General features: G+C 70.0%; 13 protein-coding genes. 8 read left to right on the top strand and 5 right to left on the bottom strand.

Annotation, left to right across the window (positions count from 1 at the left end; all coding sequences use genetic code 11):
- The first annotated feature begins 210 nt into the window (after positions 1–210).
- The 4 genes from C503_RS0121070 (at position 211) to C503_RS40210 (ending at position 5,019) form a co-directional block, all read left to right on the top strand.
- Complete coding sequence (locus C503_RS0121070) at positions 211–1,521, top strand: DUF2252 domain-containing protein (RefSeq protein ID WP_018684206.1); 1,311 nt, start codon at positions 211–213, stop codon at positions 1,519–1,521.
- 135 nt (positions 1,522–1,656) lie between these two features.
- Positions 1,657–3,306, top strand: a complete 1,650-nt coding sequence (locus C503_RS0121065; protein WP_018684205.1) for an alkaline phosphatase D family protein — start codon at positions 1,657–1,659, stop codon at positions 3,304–3,306.
- Between the two features lie 22 nt (positions 3,307–3,328).
- Positions 3,329–4,378 carry a hypothetical protein gene (locus C503_RS0121060; protein ID WP_018684204.1) on the top strand — a complete coding sequence of 350 codons (1,050 nt, stop codon included), beginning with the start codon at positions 3,329–3,331 and terminating at the stop codon, positions 4,376–4,378.
- A 140-nt stretch (positions 4,379–4,518) separates the two neighbouring features.
- Complete coding sequence (locus tag C503_RS40210) at positions 4,519–5,019, top strand: winged helix-turn-helix domain-containing protein (RefSeq protein ID WP_018684203.1); 501 nt, start codon at positions 4,519–4,521, stop codon at positions 5,017–5,019.
- A 92-nt stretch (positions 5,020–5,111) separates the two neighbouring features.
- On the opposite strand, the gene C503_RS0121050 is transcribed toward C503_RS40210, so the two are convergent.
- Positions 5,112–6,053 (bottom strand): helix-turn-helix domain-containing protein, encoded by a 942-nt coding sequence (locus C503_RS0121050; protein WP_026316530.1) that lies wholly within the window; start codon positions 6,051–6,053, stop codon positions 5,112–5,114.
- 71 nt (positions 6,054–6,124) lie between these two features.
- Between C503_RS0121050 and C503_RS0121045 the strand changes: the two genes are divergently transcribed.
- The 4 genes from C503_RS0121045 (at position 6,125) to C503_RS0121030 (ending at position 8,674) form a co-directional block, all read left to right on the top strand.
- Positions 6,125–6,538, top strand: a complete 414-nt coding sequence (locus tag C503_RS0121045) for a rhodanese-like domain-containing protein (protein WP_018684201.1) — start codon at positions 6,125–6,127, stop codon at positions 6,536–6,538.
- Positions 6,539–6,668: 130 nt separating this feature from the next.
- Positions 6,669–7,289: a hypothetical protein gene (locus C503_RS0121040; RefSeq protein ID WP_018684200.1), complete on the top strand. Its 621-nt coding sequence runs from the start codon at positions 6,669–6,671 to the stop codon at positions 7,287–7,289.
- 39 nt (positions 7,290–7,328) lie between these two features.
- On the top strand, positions 7,329–8,057 hold the full coding sequence (locus tag C503_RS46105; protein ID WP_018684199.1) for a hypothetical protein: 729 nt from the start codon (positions 7,329–7,331) through the stop codon (positions 8,055–8,057).
- Between the two features lie 74 nt (positions 8,058–8,131).
- A complete protein-coding gene (locus C503_RS0121030) occupies positions 8,132–8,674 on the top strand; it encodes a methylated-DNA--[protein]-cysteine S-methyltransferase (protein ID WP_018684198.1) in 543 nt (180 codons plus the stop codon).
- Here C503_RS0121030 and C503_RS0121025 read toward each other — a convergent pair.
- The 4 genes from C503_RS0121025 to C503_RS0121010 form a co-directional block, all read right to left on the bottom strand.
- Positions 8,671–9,321 carry a 4'-phosphopantetheinyl transferase family protein gene (locus C503_RS0121025; RefSeq protein WP_018684197.1) on the bottom strand — a complete coding sequence of 217 codons (651 nt, stop codon included), beginning with the start codon at positions 9,319–9,321 and terminating at the stop codon, positions 8,671–8,673. The two genes, C503_RS0121030 and C503_RS0121025, sit on opposite strands and share 4 nt — an antisense overlap.
- Positions 9,322–9,523: 202 nt before the next feature.
- The gene (locus C503_RS0121020; RefSeq protein ID WP_018684196.1) at positions 9,524–10,237 is read right to left on the bottom strand and encodes a class I SAM-dependent methyltransferase; all 714 of its coding nucleotides are present in this window, start codon (positions 10,235–10,237) and stop codon (positions 9,524–9,526) included.
- 215 nt (positions 10,238–10,452) lie between these two features.
- Positions 10,453–16,278, bottom strand: coding sequence for an SdrD B-like domain-containing protein (locus C503_RS43465; protein ID WP_018684195.1), 5,826 nt, complete (start codon positions 16,276–16,278; stop codon positions 10,453–10,455).
- A gap of 140 nt (positions 16,279–16,418) precedes the next feature.
- On the bottom strand, positions 16,419–17,456 hold the full coding sequence (locus C503_RS0121010) for a class E sortase (RefSeq protein ID WP_018684194.1): 1,038 nt from the start codon (positions 17,454–17,456) through the stop codon (positions 16,419–16,421).
- Between the last annotated feature and the right edge of the window lie 104 nt (positions 17,457–17,560).

Below are 17,560 nucleotides of genomic sequence, written 5' to 3'. Positions count from 1 at the left end.
GGTCGCGGGCGGTCGGCGCGGACCGGACAGAACGGATCTTGATCGGCCTGCCGGGTGATGGGAACCTCTGCGTCGAGTGACCATCCGTGCCCGCCAGGGCCGTACCGGAGTCCGGTTCACGATTCCGGTGCGCGAAACCGGGTGTGAACGCGGTGTTAATCCACTATGGACAACCTGGCGGGACCGGCCCCGGCCCCGAGGAGTCCCCGCATGAGCGACGACCGTCGCGCCCGCATCGTGTCCGTGCTGCAGTCGGCGTTCGACGAGCTGATGAGCGCCGACCCGGCCGCCTTCCGCGGCAAGTTCCGCAAGATGGCCGCCGAGCCGTTCGCCTTCTACCGCGGCAGCGCCTGCCTGTTCTACGCCGACATGGCCGACGAGCCGGACGAGTGGGCCGACGACCGCACCGGCCGGGTGTGGATCCAGGGCGACCTGCACGCGGAGAACTTCGGCACCTACATGGACGCCGAGGGCACCCTGGTCTTCGACGTCAACGACTTCGACGAGGCCTACCCCGGCTCGTTCACCTGGGACGTGCGCCGGTTCGCGGCCAGCATGGCCCTGCTGGGCTGGCGCAAGGCACTGCCCGACGCGGAGATCACCAAACTGGTCCGCGCCTACACCCGCGCCTACGTCGACCAGGTCCGCTCGTTCGCCGAACACCCCGGCGACGAGATGTTCCGCCTGCACATCGACAACACCGACGGCGCCCTGCGACACGTCCTGCTGCGCGCCCGCCTGGCCACCCGGGTCGACCTGCTCGACGAGATCACCGAGGTCCGCGACTTCGACCGGGCGTTCCGAATGCGGCCCGGCACCCGCCGACTCGACGACGACGAACGGGCGCGGGTGGAGGCGGCGTTCGAGCGGTACCTGGACACCATCCCGGACGGGAAGCGGGCCGTGAGCAGCCTGAGCTACCGGATCAAGGACGTGGTCGGGCGCAGCGGGTTCGGCATCGGCTCGGCGGGGTTACCCGCGTACAACGTGCTGGTCGAGGGGCGGTCGCAGGCACTGGAGAACGACGTGGTGCTGTCGATGAAACAGGCGAACGTGGCGGCGCCCAGTCGGATCGTGACCGACGAGCGGATCCGTGGTTACTTCGATCACCATGGGCACCGCACCGCCGTGTCGCAGCGGGCTCTCCAGGCACACGCCGATCCGTGGTTGGGGCATACCGAGATCGACGGGGTCGGGTTCGTGGTGGCGGAGTTGTCGCCGTATACGTCCGATCTGGATTGGTCGGAGCTGAGCGAGCCCGCGGATATGTTGCCGGTGGTGGCGTATCTGGGGCGGGCCACGGCCAAGGCGCATTGTGTCTCGGACTCCGATTCGGAGCAGGCGCTGGTCGATTTCCAGGTCGAGGACGCTATATCGGTGGTGCTGGCCGGGCGTGAAGGCGAGTTCGTGGACTGGGTGGTGGAGTTCGCGTTGCGTTATGCGGAGCAGACCCGGGAGGACCATCGGTTGTTCGTCGATGCCTTCCGCAGCGGCGAGATCGGGGGCGTACAGGCCGTCTGACCACCGCCGGGGCCGTCTGCGGCCTGCTCGGCCACCGGTCGTGCGGGTCGATGTCCACCTGATCACCGAGATGTCGGGTGGGCTGTGAGGCGGGCGCGGATCGGGGTACCTACCGGACGAAACCGAGGAGGATTCATGCCCGACCTGGTACTCGGCCCGATCCTGCGACACGTGGACCGGACGTCGGCCACCGTCTGGGTGGAGACCGACGCGGCCTGCGAGGTGACCATCACCGACACCGCAGGCCAGGCCGCCGCGGCCGCCCGCACGTTCGAGGTCACCGGGCACCACTACGCGCTGGTCGCACTCACCGACCTGGCGCCGGGCTCGGTGACCGAGTACCAGGTGCGCCTCGACGGCACCCCGCGCTGGCCGCTGCCCGACGACCGCCCGCCCAGCCGCATCCGCACCCTCCCCGAGGACGACTCCGACTTCCTCCTGCTGTTCGGCTCCTGCCGCAAACCGGAGAGCGACGACCCGGAGGAGCACGAGCTCTGGGGCACCGACGCGCTCGCCGCCTACGCGAACCGGATGGCCGGGCAGGACGAGTCGGAGTGGCCGCACTCGCTGGTGCTCCTGGGTGACCAGGTCTATGCGGACGAGACCAGCAAGGCCACCCAGGCCTGGATCGCCGCCCGCCGCGACATCACCGAGCCGCCCGGGACCGAGGTCGCGGACTTCACCGAGTACACCCACCTCTACCTGGAGGCGTGGTCGTCGCCGTCGGTGCGCTGGCTGTTCTCGACCGTGCCGATCTCGATGATCTTCGACGACCACGACGTGCGGGACGACTGGAACACCTCGCAGACCTGGCGCGACGCCATCGAGCGGACGTCGTGGTGGGCCGAGCGGGAACGCGGGGCGCTGGTGTCGTACTGGGTCTACCAGCATCTCGGCAACCTCTCCCCCACCGAGCTGGCCGCCGACGAGACCTACCGCAAGGTCACCGCCGCCGAGGGCGACGCGGCGGCCGTGCTGGCCGGGTTCGCCGATGTGGCGACGCACGAGTACAACGGCCGCAAGGGTGTGCGGTGGAGCTACCGGCGGGACTTCGGGAACGTGCGGCTGCTGGTGATCGACACCCGGTCCGGCCGGATCCTCAAGGACGGCAGGCGGTCCATGGTCGGCGACGGCGAGTTCGAGTGGATCGAGGACAACGCCGACGGCGACTACGACCATCTGCTGATCGGCTCGTCGCTGCCCTGGCTGATGCCGCCGGTGATCAGCCACGTGCAGTCGATGAACGAGGTGGCCTGCCGCCGCACCGACTGGCGCGGGCGGCTCGCGGAGAAGCTGCGGCAGGGCGCCGACCTGGAGCACTGGCCGTCGTTCCGGCAGTCCAGCGACCGGCTGACCCGGCTGATTCGGCGCATCGCGGAGGGTTCGGCGGCGACGGTGAGCGTGCTGTCCGGCGATGTGCACCACGTGTACGCGGCGGAGGCCACGTTCGACCGGCCGGTGAACGCCCGGGTCTACCAGCTGACCTGCTCGCCCGTGCACAACAGCGTCGAGCGGTACATGCGGCCGCTGTTCCGGGTCAGCTGGTGGCGGCCGCTGGCCCGGGTGCTGCGGTGGTGGATGTACCGGTCGCCCGAGATCCGACCGCTGCCGGTGGACTGGCGCAAGATCGCGGGGCCCTACTTCGGCAACGCGGTCGCCACGCTGCGCGTCCGCGGCAGGCGTGCCGACCTGGTCGTGGAGTGCGCCGACACCGGTGCCGACGGCCCGTACCTGCGGCCGCTGCCCGCCGTCGGACTGACGGTGGGTCGCGCGAGCCGGGAGTGAGCGGCGCTCCTAAACTGCCCGCGTGGAATACCAGCTCACCGCCGACGTCACCCCGCCCTCCGACACCGCGGAACTCGACCCGCTGCAGCGGCACGGTGTCGCCGCCCTGCTGGACGAGCAGCTCGACCTGCTCGCCGGGATCGAGGGCCCGGACGGGGTCGAGGTGGAACCGCTGGACCACCGGGTCGCGGTGCACCCGAGCGGGGCCGTCATCACCTGGCTGCTGGACGCCCCGGCGCTGTCGTTCGCCGAGGAGGCGGCCCGGCACGTGCTGACCGAGCTGCTCGCCCAGACCGAGCTGCTGTCCGGCTGGTCGGTCGGCCGCTGCGAGGTCATCGCCTCCGACGACGACCTGGCCGCCGCGCTCGGCGAGGGCGACGCGGTCGAGGAGCTGGAGGACGACGACGCCGAGCTGACCGAGGAGGAGGTCGCCGCCCTGCGCGAGGAGCTGCGCGGCGCCGCGGACGCGCTGCGCGCGTTCGGCCCCGAGGCGTTCGGGCACGACCCGGCCGACCCGGACACCGCGGTGTCCGCCGACGCGGCCCGGCTGGTCGCGGGCGCCATGGTGCAGGCCATGGAGATCCTCACCGACGAGCTGTTCGCGGACGTGCAGGAGCTGGAGGACGCGGAGGGCTCGGCAGGCGAGGTCGAGGCGCTCAGCGTGCTCAACCAGCTGCCCGCTCGCTACGCCGAGCACTACGGCGCGCTGTTCGCCAAGCAGTTCCTGGTAGTCACCGCGATCCTGGGCTACCGGCTCTCGCAGCCGGATTGGACCCCGCCGCTGTGCACCGCGGAGGCGCTCGCGCTGCACGTGCTCAAGGCCGAGACCGGTGTGCAGCTGGACCTGGCAGGCCTGCTCGACGAGCTGCCGGTCAAGGAGATGTTCGCCGCGTTCGACGAGCACGTGTTCGCCGACCTGGACCACGAGCGGGTCTACGACCTGGACGAGGAGACCGGCGAGGACGAGATCGACCTGCTCGGCACCCCCGGCCTCGACTTCGACGAGTGGTTCCTGCCGCGCGGCACCGACGTGCTGCACCCATACCTGACCACCGAGCACTACGCGGAGTAGTCCCACCCTCCGGACACCGTTGACCGGCCGCCACCCGGCTGGTCGACTGTGGCCGTGCGTCCCGACCCGATCACGGGAGGGCGATGTCGGCGCTGACGCCGAACCACCGCCCCCGTCACGTGCGATCAGCAGGGATCCCCATGGCCACTCCGCTCAGCAAGGCCGGGCAACCGACCCGGATCACGCTCACCGTCCACCTCACCGCCGAGCCCGACCGGGTCCCGGCGCTCACCGAAGGCCTGGTCCAGGCGCTGCGCGCGCTCGGCGACGACGGGCTCGCCGTCACCGTGGACCAGCCCAAGGCCCCCGCCAAGCTCGTCCCGCTCCCCCGCAAGACCGCCCCGCTGCGCGTCCAGGCCGACGCCCGCCGCGTGCTGTGGCGCGACCGCGAGGTGGTGCTGACGCGGTTGGAGTTCGACCTGCTGCTGTACCTGGCATCGCACCCGGAGCGCGTCCACCGCAGGCGCGCCCTGATGAGCCAGGTCTGGCGGACCTTGTACGTCAGCGAGCGGACGGTGGACGTGCACGTCCGCAGGCTGCGCGGCAAGATCGACACCAACACCGACCTGATCCGCACCGTCCGCGGTGTCGGCTACCAGATCGCCGACCCGTCCCTGGTCGCCATCGAACGCGGCAAATAGACCAGGGCCCGCGACACCTGCCAGGTCGACACGCCCCATCGAGCCCACCACCCAGGACGCGATCCGGAAGCACCGCGGGCGTACGAGAAACGTCAGCGGGCGCGGAAGGCTCGGCGGTAGGCCGATGGGGACGTGTGCAACGCGCGCGTGAAGTGGTGCCGATAGGTCACCGGGCTGTCGAACCCGACCGCTGCGGCGATCTCCTCGATCGACTGCTCCCCCGTCTCCAGCAACGGCAGGCTCGCCTGTACGCGCTGGGTGATAAGCCAACGAATAGGACTGGTCCCACTCGCCTGCTTGAACCGCCGCAGATACGTGCGCGCCGACAGATGCGCGCGCCGCGCCAGCAGATCGACCGTGATCGACTCGGTCAGGTTCGCCAACGCCCAGGCCATGCTCACGCTCACGGCGTCATCCGCGGGCGCGGGCACCGGCGACTCGATGAACTGCGCCTGCCCGCCTTCCCGATGCGGCGGCACCACCAACCGCCGCGCCACCGCGTTGGCGATCGCGGTGCCGTGGTCGGCGCGGACAAGGTGCAGGCATAGGTCGATACCGGCAGCACTACCGGCGCTGGTCAACACATCCCCGTCGTCGACATAGAGCACGTCGGCATCGACCCGCACGGCCGGATAGCGCCGCGCCAACAGATCCGCGTAACGCCAATGCGTGGCGGCGCGGCGGCCGTCGAGCAAGCCCGTCTCGGCCAACGCGAAGGCTCCCGAGCAGATCGACACCAGCCGAGCGCCTCGGGCGTGCGCGGAGCGGAGTGCCTCGACGACGGCCGGTGAGACTCGCGTGTGGACGTTCGGCACCCCGGGGACGATCACCGTGTCGGCGTCGGCCATGGCCGACAGGTCCGCGTCGGCGGTCAGGGTGGCGCCGCCGACCATGCGGACCGCGGCGGGGGCGCAGATGGTCAGCCGGTACCAGTCGATGCCGAGTTCCGGGCGGGGTAGGCCGAAGACCTCGGTCACGATGCCGAGTTCGAAGGCGGACAGGCCGTCATAGGCCAGGACGGTCACGGTGTGGATGGCGAGATATTAGCGCACAGCGTCGTCAGCGCCACTGTCCCCGACCACCCCCGCCGTCGCAGGATTCCGACATGAACACCGACGCCGTCGCCCACTTCACCGCCAGACTCACCTTCGAGACCGACGTCTCCGACGTCCGCGCCGCACTCCTGGCGGGCGAGCCCGACCTGGTCGTGGTCGACTCGCGCTCGGCCGCGGCCTGGGCGCAGGGACACATCCCGGACGCGATCCACCTGCCCACCGCCGACATCGCCGCGCGCGCCGCCGAGCTCGTGCCGATCGGTGCGCGGGTCGTCACCTATTGCTGGGGTCCCGGTTGCAACGGCGCGACCCGCGCGGCACTGGCGTTCGCGCGGCTCGGCTACCAGGTCCGGGAAATGCTCGGCGGATTCGAATACTGGGCGCGGGAAGGGCTTCCAGTGGCCGGGGAGTTGCGCGACCGGATGGCCGATCCGCTCACCACGGTTTCCGACTGCGGTTGCTGACCGGGGCAGACTGCGCCTATCGGACCAACGTCCGGCGAAGCCGTTTCGCCTTCCGGGGCCCCGGGTAAGTAGAGCCCGAACCGGGACGCGGACACAGCACGCGGTTTTCCCAGTCCGGAAGGAGAATCCGATGTCCACTGGCGCGATCATCGGCATCGTCGTCGCGGTCGTCGTCATCATCGCGTTGGTCGCCGTGGTGGTGCGGTCGCAGACCCACACCCGACGGCTGCGCTCGCGGTTCGGCGGCGAGTACGAGCGGCTGCTGCGCGAGCACCCCAAGCGCGAGGCCGAGCGGGAGCTGGTCGAACGCGAGAAGCGGCACGCCCAGTTCGAGCTGCGCACGCTGTCCGCGGACGAGCGCGAGCGCTACACCGCGGACTGGGCGGCCGTGCAGGAGCGGTTCGTCGACCGCCCGGCGGAGGCCGTCGAGGAGGCGGACCGTCTGGTCACCGCCCTGATGGCGGACCGCGGCTACCCGCTCGACGGGGACGCCGACCAGCGTTTCGCCGACCTGTCCGTGCGCCATTCGTCCACTGTGGAGCATTACCGGCTGGCGCACGCGGTGCGGCTGCGCCAGGACGCCGGCGACGTGTCCACCGAGGACCTGCGCGAGGCGATCGTGCGTTACCGCTCGCTGTTCCAGGACCTGCTCGGCGACGGCGCGGACACCGAGATCCCGCGGCCGCGCACCACCGACCAGCACGCGAACGGCCAGGTGGCCCCCACCGACCACCACGCCGGTCAGGCCTGACACCCCCTTCCCCTCCCTGGCACACGGAAGGCCTTTCCCTTGCGACAGAACCAGAGCGACGACCAGCTGCAGACCGAGGACCTGCTTGGCGGCACCCGCGGCCGCGACACCGACCACCCGGGCAGCGCTCACCCCGACCCCGAACGCAACGCCCCCGAATACACCGGGGCCGCTGAACACACCGACAGAGGCCACACCGACACCCCCGACCCGGACCGCACCGACCCGGACGCGTTCGACCGCGACGCGGTGCACGAGTCGCCCCGACCGGCCACCGCGGACGACCGGTACGGCGAGCCCGTCGAGGCCGACGTCACCACCCCCGACAGCACCACCCCCGAGGCCGCCGACCCGTACCGCGGGCCGACCGACGCCGACCTGTACACCGGCCCGGCCGAGGTCACCACACCCGCGGACACCACGCCGACCGCGGCCATCCCGGTCCAGCAGGAGCACCGCGCCGCGGGCGTCCCGGTCGCGACCGACGCCGAGGAACCCGGCGCCGACCTGTTCAGCGACGACGAGGTCGAACGTTTCCGGGCCCAGTGGTCGGGCATCCAGGGAACCTTCGTCGACGACCCGCGGGACGCCGTGCGCAACGCGGACCACCTGGTCGCCGAGGTCATGCAGGCGCTCGCCGCCACCTTCACCGAGCACAAGCGCGGCCTGGAGGAGCAATGGCAGAGCGGCGCCGACGCGCAGACCGAGGAACTGCGCCAGGCACTCCGCCGCTACCGCGCGTTCTTCAACCAGCTCCTGCACTCCTGAGAAACGACCTTCGCGGCCCCCTCTCGGTTTCGGGAGGGGGCCGCTTTGTCGGTGCGGTGCGGCACACTGTCGGAGTGGAAACCGAGACGAGCGGATTCGCCCTTTTCGACACGGCCATCGGCCGCTGCGGCGTCGCGTGGGGTCCGCAGGGCATTACCGCCGTGCAACTGCCGGAACGTCGCGAATCCGCCACGGTCGCCCGCCTGCGCCGATACGCGTCCGACGAAGCCGAACCACCAGCACACATTCGCGCCGCGATCGCCCGGATGACCGCCCTGCTGACCGGCGACCGCGACGACCTCACCGACATCGAGGTCGACCCGACCGACATCCCCGACTTCGACCGCCGCGTCTACGCCATCGCCCGCGCCATCCCGCCCGGCGACACCCTGACCTACGGCGAGGTCGCCACCCGCCTCGGCCTGCCCGGCTCGGCCCAGGCAGTCGGCCAGGCACTCGGCCGCAACCCGTACCCGATCGTCATCCCCTGCCACCGCGTCCTCGGCGCGAACGGCAAGGTCGGCGGCTTCTCGGCGGGCGATGGCGCGGTCACCAAGCTCCGCATGCTTGGCATCGAGGGCGCGGCCCCCAACGGCCAACCGTCCCTGTTCGACTAGACCATCGCGATCGCGGCGACCACGAGCCCGTCACCGGTCGTCCAGCGCCCGTCGAATCCCCGCAGCTCGGCCCCGTTCACCTGCGGCCCGGGAACCAGCAGCTCCGCCGTGAACGTCCCGTCCCGGGCAAGGCGGATGCGGGCATCCGAGAAGCCGAGCCATTTGCGCGCCAACGGGAACCAGGTCTTGTAGACACTTTCCTTGGCGGCGAACAGCAGCTTGTCCCAGTGCACACCGGGTTCGGCGGCCGCGAGCGCGGCGAGGTGCTCCCGCTCGTCCGGCAGCGAGACCGCGTCCAGCACCCCGTCCGGCAGGGTCACGTGCGGCTCGGCATCGATACCGAGCGAGGTGACCACCTTGTCCTCCGCCAACACGGCCGCCCGGTAACCGGCACAGTGCGTCATGCTCCCGACGATGCCGTCCGGCCACCCGGGAGCGCCCCGCTCACCGGGAAGGATCGCGACCGGCTCCCGGCCAAGACGTGCCAGCGCCTGGCGGGCACAGTGACGGACGGTGGTGAACTCCCTACGTCGCTTGTCGACCGCCTTGGCGACGACCGCCTCCTCCTCGGGAAGCAGCACGGCGTCCGGCGGATCGGCGAAGGCTTCCACGGCCACCACGTCGACCGGCAGGATCCGCTCGATCACACTCCACCCCCAGGGCCCATCGACACCCCCGCGACCTTAGCCCCGCCGGTCCCCCCAGGGGAGGGGTCGTGGGATGGATCATGCAGGGGTTGCCCGCCCGCCTGGCCTCGCCGCCCTGATACCGAAAGTGAGCGGGCCGAAAGATCCAGGCGCAGGCCGAAGGCCAGTCGTAAAAGAAGCCCTCGGCCCGCGCCCGAACAACTCACCCTCGCCGAGCCACCACATAATTCATCGGCAAATCCAACCGGTCCCCATTGGCCAACGTATCCGTGCTCTCCAACACGACCGCCCCGGACTCCACGACCGCCAGCCCGGCCCCCGCCAGCACAGCCTCCAGCTTCCCCTCGTCCCAAGCCGCGGGCGTCAGATTGTGCTTGAACACCTGTCGCATCTTCGGCACGGCCGAGGGCCCCTCCGAAATAGCGTCCTTGATCGTCAACCCGGCAGCAGGCGACAACTCCACCGCGAACAGATGCCCGCCATTCCCCAACAGTACGGCCAGGGCGGCAGCCGCATCCCCCCGCCGCTCGTCCGGCATCTGGTGCAACACCCCCCGCATGTACACGTTGACGTCGCCCAGCTCCGCATGCAACGCCCGCGCACCGGCCACGTCCGCCAGGTCGAACGTCCGGAACTCCACCCCGGCGGCGGCCTGCAACGCTTGCGCGTGCGCGATCGCGGACGGCGCGAAGTCGAGCCCCAGCACCCGCTCGAAGTGGCCTGCGAGCGCCGCCGACTGAGTGCCGTTGCCGCACCCGATGTCGAGCACCGGCAGGTCCACGGCGAAGTGCTGTTCGAACAGCGGTAAGTGGGCGACGGCGGTGACCTCCGGCGCGCTGTCCCAGACCGCCAGGCCGCTCTCGTGCGGCAGGTCGTCCCAGAAGCCTTGCCAGTTCGCGTTGACCGCTCGGTCCATCGCTCCTCCGCCCATCTGACCACCGATGGGTGATGGTTTACGTCGCAAGAGCTACCGAGGCAAGTCCTTGATCCACAATTTGGGCTGTTCAGGTGAAATCAGATAACGAACGAGTACCGCCCGCGTTGCATCAGCCTCACCACCCGTGATCAACAGGACGAAACAGCGGGCCCGCCGAAGATCGGCGAGCCCGCTGTTTCAGCGACTACTCACTCTCATTCCGGGGTGTTGTTCCCCTTCCGCCTGCGGACCAGGAAGACCGTGGCGCAGCCGATCACGATCAGCAGCGCGCCGCCGTAGAAGAGCCACCGGACATTGGCGCCGGTGCTGGCGAGCGTGCCGCTCGTGGACGTGCCGGTCGTCGTGGTCTCGGTCGGGGCGACGACGCCCACGACCGCCTGGGCGGCGTCGTTGGCCGAGTTGTCGTCGGCCGTGCCGTCGGCCAGCGTGACGCCCGCGATCGCGGTGGTGTCGGCGACCGTGGTGAGCGCGGTCGTGTTCACCAGCACCGGGCTGGTCGACTGTCCGGGCAGGATCGTCGCGTCCGTGGTGCAGGTCGCGATCTGGCCGCTGATCGTGCAGGTCCACACGGCCGCCGCCTCCGCCTGGAAGGCGTCGCCGTCGACCGACTCGGTGCCGAAGTCGTTCGCGGCAACGGCGGTGCCGCCCGCCGAGACGATCTTCAGGCCGTCCGGGACCTTGATCGTGGTCCGGGCGCCCTTGACCGGCACCGTGCCCGCGTTGGTGACCTTGGCGCTGAACACCACGGTGGCGCCGATGGTGGCGCTCGGGGTGTCGGTCGTGACGCCGACCGAGAGGTCGGTCAGCTTGTTCACCAGACCGGCGTCGATGGTGGTCAGCTGCGGGATCATGGCCGCCACGACCTGGATCGGGATGGTCGCGGTCTTCATCGTGACCCAGTTGAAGTCCGAGTTCTTGTCGTCCCCGGCCACACCCGGCTTGGTCAGCACCTTCCCGGTCGGCGGCTCGATGCCGACCGTGTAGTTGCCCACCTCGATGTTGCGGAACCAGTAGACGCCGTCGGTGTTGGTCGTGGTCCTGGTGACCTCGGTGCCCGCCTCGTTGAACAGGATCACCGTCACGCCCTGGACGCCGGGTTCGCCGGAGTCCTGCAGGCCGTTGCCGTTGGTGTCGCTCCACACCAGATCGCCGATGAGGCCGAGCTGGTCACCGAAGTTGACCACGGCACCGGTCGGGTTCGGCTCGGCGGCCGCCCTGGCAACCGGCACGACCGACAGCGTCACCGGCACGGAGTCCGGAGTGGACGACCCGAGGCCGACCGGCTGGCTCTCGACCACCACGTAGCTGCCGCCCGGGATGTCCTTGAAGGAGTAGACACCCTGCGAGTTGGTGGTCGCGGTGGTCACGTCCTGGCCGCCCGCCGTCTTCAGCGTGATCGTGACGCCCGGGTAGCGCACGGTCTCATCGATGTCGATGGTCCCGTTGCTGTTCTCGTCCCGCCACACCGTGCCGTTGATGATGCCGCCCTTCTCGGCGAAGGTGTAGCCCTCAAGATCGGCGCCCGCGGACAGCTCGATGTCGGTGATCGTGTCCGGCGGTTCCAGGGTGCCGTTCGGGGTCGAGCTCGAACCGCCCGGCTTGTCGAGGCCGTCCGCGTAGTTCGCGGGCTGGGTCTCGGTCAGCGTGTACTCACCGCCGAGGAGGTTCGGGAAGTTGTACGACCCGTCCCCCTTCGTCACGGCGGTGACCGGTGGGTTCGACGTCGCCACGCCCAGGTAGGTCAACGTGACCGTGACACCCGGGATGCCCGGCTCGGCCGGGATGGCCGGGGTGCTCGGACCTGCCGGAACGGCCGGGTCCTGGATGCCGTTGTCGTTGAAGTCCTGGAACACCTTGCCGCTGAGCGAGCCCAGCTTCTCGGTGAACTCGTACTCGCTCGCCTTCTCGGCCGGGTCGAGGGCGATCCCGCTGATCACGTGCGGGAGCGTGGTGATACCACCCGCGCTGCCCGCCGCCTGCCCGAGGTGCAGGTACTGCGGCAGCAGGCTCTCCTCGGTCAGCGTGTAGCCGCCGACACCGCTCGGGCGCAGGCCATCGAAGGTGAACACGCCGTCGCTGTCGGTGCGGATCTGCTCGTTGACGTCCGCGTTGAGATCGTCCTTGCCGGTGAGGGTGAGCAGCACGTTGTCGATCGGGTTGGGCCCGTCGACGTTGGTGTAGGTCACCATGCCGCTGATCGAGGCACCCATCAGCTCGCCGAACCGGTAGCCGGTGGCGTTCTGGCCGCCGGTGAGCGCGATGCCGACGATCTCGTCCGGCGGCAGGCTCGAACCGCCCGCGGTACCCGCCGTCTCCTTGCCGTCGAGGTAGCCCTCCGGGGTGTTCTCCGACAGGGAGTACTCGCCGCCGACCACGTCCATGAAGGTGAACGTGCCGGGCGGGTCGACCGCGCCGCCGGTCACCGAGAAGTCACCGGTGCCCGCGTCCGCCTCGGTGGTGCCCGCGACGGACGTGACCTGGACGTTGACCGGGTCACCGTTGGCGTCGGTGCCCGTCAGCACCACCGGGACGTTGCCGATGCCGGGCTCGTTCGGGTCCTGGACGCCGTTGTTGTTCTTGTCCTCGTAGACGACGCCCTTGATCGAGCCGCGGATCTCGCTGAACAGGTACTCGCTGCCCTCGTCACCGGAGTTCACGACGATGCCGTCGATCTGGTCGGTGCCGCTGAGCGTGCCGCCCAGGGTGCCCGCCTCGTCCGCGCCGTCGGCGTAGCCAGTGGGCTGGCCCTCCAGCAGCGAGTACGTGCCGGGTACCAGGTTCGGGAAGGAGAAGTCGCCGTTGCTGTTCGTCGTGGCCGGGATCGGCGCGCCGACCCCGGTGAGCAGCAGCGAGACGTTCTTGATGCCGTTCCCGCCGTCGTCAACCACCCGACCGGCGAGCGAGCCAGGCATGTACTCGCCGAACAGGTAGCCGGTGGCGTTGGTGCCCGCGGTCAGGTTGATACCGCTGATCGAGTCGGCCGTGTTGTTCGTGCCGCTGGCCGTGCCGACCGTCTCCTTGCCGTCGGTGTACCCGCTCGGGGTGACCTCGGTGAGCGTGTAGTTGGTGCTCGCGACCAGGCCGCTGAACAGGAAGCTGCCGGTCGGGCCGGAGGTGACGGGCGTGTTGACCGGGTTGCCCCGGACATCCATGCCGGTCAGCGTCACCGACGCGTTCTGGATCGGCGCCTCACCGGGGTCCATCAGGCCGTTGTTGTTCTTGTCGACGTAGACGAACCCGGCGATCGAGCCGCGGGTCTCGGCGAACTTGTAGTTGACCGCCGCGGTGTTGGACGCGATCACGATGCCGCTGATCACGTCGTTGACGGTGATGTTGCCCGCCGGGAGGCCCGCCGTCTCGGGGCCGTCACCGTAGCCGAGCGGCTGGGTCTCGGTCAGCGTGTAGGTGCCCGGCGCCAGGTTCGGGAACACGAACTGGCCGTTGGAGGCCGTGCTGCCCGGGGTGGTGCCGCCGCCCTGCATGCTCAGCGTGACGGTGGCGCCCTGGATCGGGTTGCCCGCGTCGTCCACCACCGAGCCGGTGATCGAGGACGCGACGTACTCGCCGAACAGGTAACCGGTCGCGTCGGTGCGCGCCGCCAGGCTGATACCGCTGATCAGGTCGCTGATCGTGGTCGAGCCGCCGGACGTGCCCGCCGTGTCCTTGCCGTCGGAGTACCCGAGCGGCTGGTTCTCGGCGAGGCTGTAGATGCCCTGGCGCAGCGCCGGGAACATGAACAGGCCGTTGCTGTCGGTCGACATGGTCAGCGAGATCGCGTTGCCCTGGGAGTCGGTGCCCGCCAGCGAGACCAGCGTGTTCTGGATGCCGGTCTCGGCGCCCTGCCGGATGCCGTCGTTGTTCGCGTCGATGTAGACCGAGCCCGCGAAGCTGGAGGTCGGCTTCTCGGCGAACAGGTTGTTCGCGCTGTTGGCGCCCTGGAGCAACGTCACCGTGAAGGAGTTGTCGTTGACCTTCGTCGCGTTGGTGCCGGGGGTGCCGGTGCCCGCGTCGAAGTCGGTCGGCTGCGTCTCGGTGAGCGTGTAGGTGCCCGCCTGGATGTTCGGGAAGCTGAACGTGCCATCCGAGGCGGTGGTCGTGTTCAGGTTGACCGGGTTGCTGCCGATGGTGGTGCTGCCGGTGAGGGCGATCGCGACGCCGCTGATGCCGGAGTCGCTGGAGCCCGCGTCGAAGGTGCCGTTGTTCTCGCGGTCGGAGAACACCTTGCCGGACACCGCGCCGACGGTCGGGACGCTCGCCGTGTCGCTGTCGGTGACCGTGCCGCCCAGCTGGTCGGTACCCGTCACCGTGGCCGTGTTGCTGTCGCCGGTGATCGGTGCCGTCGCGGTGCAGGTGTAGCTGTTGCTGCCGCCGGTGCCCAGGCTGCCGATGGTGGAGGCGCAACCGGCCACCTTGGCGTCGGTGACGGCCACGCCGGTCAGCGGGCTGTCGCCGTCGTTGTGGACGGTGATGGTGAAGGTGATCGTCTCGCCCGCCGCGTAGTTCGCCTTGTCCGCGGTCTTGGTGATCGCGATCGACGGGTGGAACACGTCGACGTCCACCTTGCCCTGGCCGGAGATCTCCTCGCCGTACGGGCCGAGGCCGGACGCGTTGGCGACGTTGGTGAAGTCGTTCTGCGGCGCGGGCCCGCTGCACGTGTACGTGTACGGGGTGTCCGCGGCCAACGCGCCGATGGTCTTGTCGCAGTTGGACACCAACGGGTCGGACACCGCCACGGTCGAGGCGGTCGCGCCCGGGGAGGTCACGACGATCTGGTAGGGCACGGTGTCACCCGGCCGGAACGGCCCGCCCGAGGTGATCGTCTTCGCCACCGTGAGCGAGGCCACCGGCACCGACATCGCCATGCCCTCCAGCACGAACGTGTCGTTCGTGGTGGTGAAGCCCATGGTGGCGGAGAGGTCGCCCGCCAGGACGGCGGAGGTGGTCCACCGCTTCGAGTCGACGCTCATGTTGTTCGCGACCGACGGGCTCAGCTTGCCCGGCGCGTTGCCGACGAAGAAGTTGTTCGTCGTGCCGGTCGCCAGCGGCTCGCCCTGCGCGGTGCTGTTGATCGAGAACGTGTCGCCGTTGAGGTTGAAGTCGCCCTCGTAGGCGGTGACGCCCGCGTGCACGTTGTTGCTGATGGCGGTGAAGTTGTTGATCGTCTGGGACACCGCGCTGTCGCTGGAGGACTGCCGGATGTGTCCGTCGTAGACGAAGACGTGCCGCTTGACCGGGGCGTTGGTCGCGTCCGGGGCGTCGTAGTAGTAGACGACCTCCAGCGACCAGCCGCCGTAGCAGCCGAAGCCCTCCGGGGTCCAGACGTTGCCGACGCCGATGGTCTGCGCCGAGCCGCTCGCCAGGCCCTGGACCTGGCCGGTCACGTCGGCGTACGCCGTGTAGTACTGCGGCTGGGAGTTGGGGATGTTGGCGGTCGAGTCCGAGTTCACCACCGCGGGGAGGTAGGTGAGCGTCGAACCGCCCGTGGTGAACCAGACCTGCGTGCTGCTCGGGCTGCCCGTGGGCTTGTTCGCCGAACCGGCGTCCGCGAGCACCTGTCGGGAGCTGCACCCGGTCTGCTCGGACATGACGCCGTCGTCACCGCGGAACTTGCCGGTGTTGCCGCCCCAGTTCAGCCGGGCGAAGTCGACCTTGGCACCGGTCGGGATGGTGAGGCTGGCCGTGGAGGAGTTGTAGGTCTCGTCGATGGAGTCGACGTCGGCCCACCGCATGTAGTAGCTGTCGTTGATACCGGTGGCGGAGACGTTCGAACGGTCCTGTGTGGTGGCACAGGTCGTGCGGGGCTCACCGAACGGGTCGACGGGATCTGTGACGTCCGGACAACGCAGACTGCCGTTGCCCGTCTGCAGGAAGTCGCCGTAGACCTCACTGTCGTACGCGAGCGTGAGCCCGCGTTCGATGGACGCCTCGACGGGAGAGGACACGAACACCACTCCCGCCGCCGCGGCCGTCGCCGCCAGCGCGGCCGCCAGTGTGCGACGTGCCGCTCTCGATTTGGACATGCCAACTCCCAACCACGGAAGCACTTTCCGACGTTTCGGAATGTGCCGCGCGTCCTGGGCGGGCGCGCGTTGGCGAGCGGATGTTCACCGAGTTGGGTAAATGTCGGTAACGATGCGGTCCGGCGGGTTTGGGCGGATCTTCAGCCGGTCTCGCGCAACTCGGCCGGGACCGCCCCTTGATCGGCCGGGTTCTTCGCCTGCTCGCGCACCATGATCCCCTGCAGGATCATTCGCTGCCGATTCGAGAACTTCGGGTGGCAGGTGGTCAATGTGATCATTTTCTTCCGCTGGTCCGGCGGCGTCGTCGCTTTCGCGTTCCCCGGCACCGGCGCCACGACCTCGCTCTGCGACGGCGACACGATCTGCCTGCCCACCGCGGCCGCGTACTCGCCGCCGAGCGGCTCCACCTTCGCCGAGTCGGCCGACCCGGCACACCGTGGGTCGGCGGCCTTCGCGGCCCAGTCCCGGGCGTCGTCCGGGGTGGGCAGCAGCCGGTAGACGTACCAGTGCGTCTCGGTCTCCACCACGATCGCGTCACACGCCTGGATCAGGTCGAGGTCGTTGAACGGCGCGCCCTTGCCGACCCGGTGCCCGGCGACGGCGAAGTTGCCCGCCTGACCGGGCAGGGCGGAGTGCGCGTAGTGGCCGGGGCCGATCTCCAGGTCCCGCTCGGAGGTGCCCTCGACCACGGTGAACTTGTAGTCCTCGCCGAGCGCGGGGATGTACAGCTTGGCCATCCCCTGCCCCTCGGCGAACTGGAACCGCTCCTGCCGCTCCGGCCCGGCGTCCGTCGGGTGCTGCCACTGCTCGTCCAGCGCGACGGTGACGTCCTCCTGCTTGCCCGCGGAGATCAGGTCGGTGACCCAGACCTCGTAGACGACGAACAACAGCATGACCAGGCCAAGGGTGACCATGACCTCGCCCGCCGTCCGCACGATGGCGGCCCCGGTCCCGAGCTTGCGCGGCTCGGGCCGCTCGTCGGCCTCCTGGCCGTCCGCGTGCGTCTCGTCGTGCTCGTCGTGCTGGTCGTCTCGGTCGCCGTCCCGGTCGTCCCGGTCGTGCCCGGGGGCATCCTCGGTGGCGGGGAGCGGCGTCAGGTCCTCGGTGGCGGGGTCGCGGTAGATCGCGCCCCCCAGGTCGCCCCGGTGCACGGTGATGAACTCCGTGGGCTCGTCCACCGGCGGGCTGACGGGCCGCAGGATCTCGGTACGTGCCTCCGCCGGGTTCTTCCGCCCCTGCCCAGCGGGCCCACGCAGGCCCGAGCCTTGCCGACCGGGCTCCC

Origin of the sequence: Actinokineospora enzanensis DSM 44649 (genome assembly GCF_000374445.1) — a bacterium.
Lineage (GTDB): Bacteria > Actinomycetota > Actinomycetes > Mycobacteriales > Pseudonocardiaceae > Actinokineospora > Actinokineospora enzanensis.
Note: the sequence above shows the minus strand (reverse complement) of the source record. Positions and strands in the feature narration are given on the sequence as shown.

Bases quoted from the DNA above. Each gene is read 5' to 3' on its own strand.
- C503_RS40210 (WP_018684203.1), top strand. From the start codon at position 4,519: ATGGCCACTCCGCTCAGCAAGGCCGGGCAACCGACCCGGATCACGCTC.
- C503_RS0121045 (WP_018684201.1), top strand. From the start codon at position 6,125: ATGAACACCGACGCCGTCGCCCACTTCACCGCCAGACTCACCTTCGAG.
- C503_RS0121065 (WP_018684205.1), top strand. From the start codon at position 1,657: ATGCCCGACCTGGTACTCGGCCCGATCCTGCGACACGTGGACCGGACG.
- C503_RS0121020 (WP_018684196.1), bottom strand. From the start codon at position 10,237: ATGGACCGAGCGGTCAACGCGAACTGGCAAGGCTTCTGGGACGACCTG.
- C503_RS0121040 (WP_018684200.1), top strand. From the start codon at position 6,669: ATGTCCACTGGCGCGATCATCGGCATCGTCGTCGCGGTCGTCGTCATC.
- C503_RS0121070 (WP_018684206.1), top strand. From the start codon at position 211: ATGAGCGACGACCGTCGCGCCCGCATCGTGTCCGTGCTGCAGTCGGCG.
- C503_RS43465 (WP_018684195.1), bottom strand. From the start codon at position 16,278: ATGTCCAAATCGAGAGCGGCACGTCGCACACTGGCGGCCGCGCTGGCG.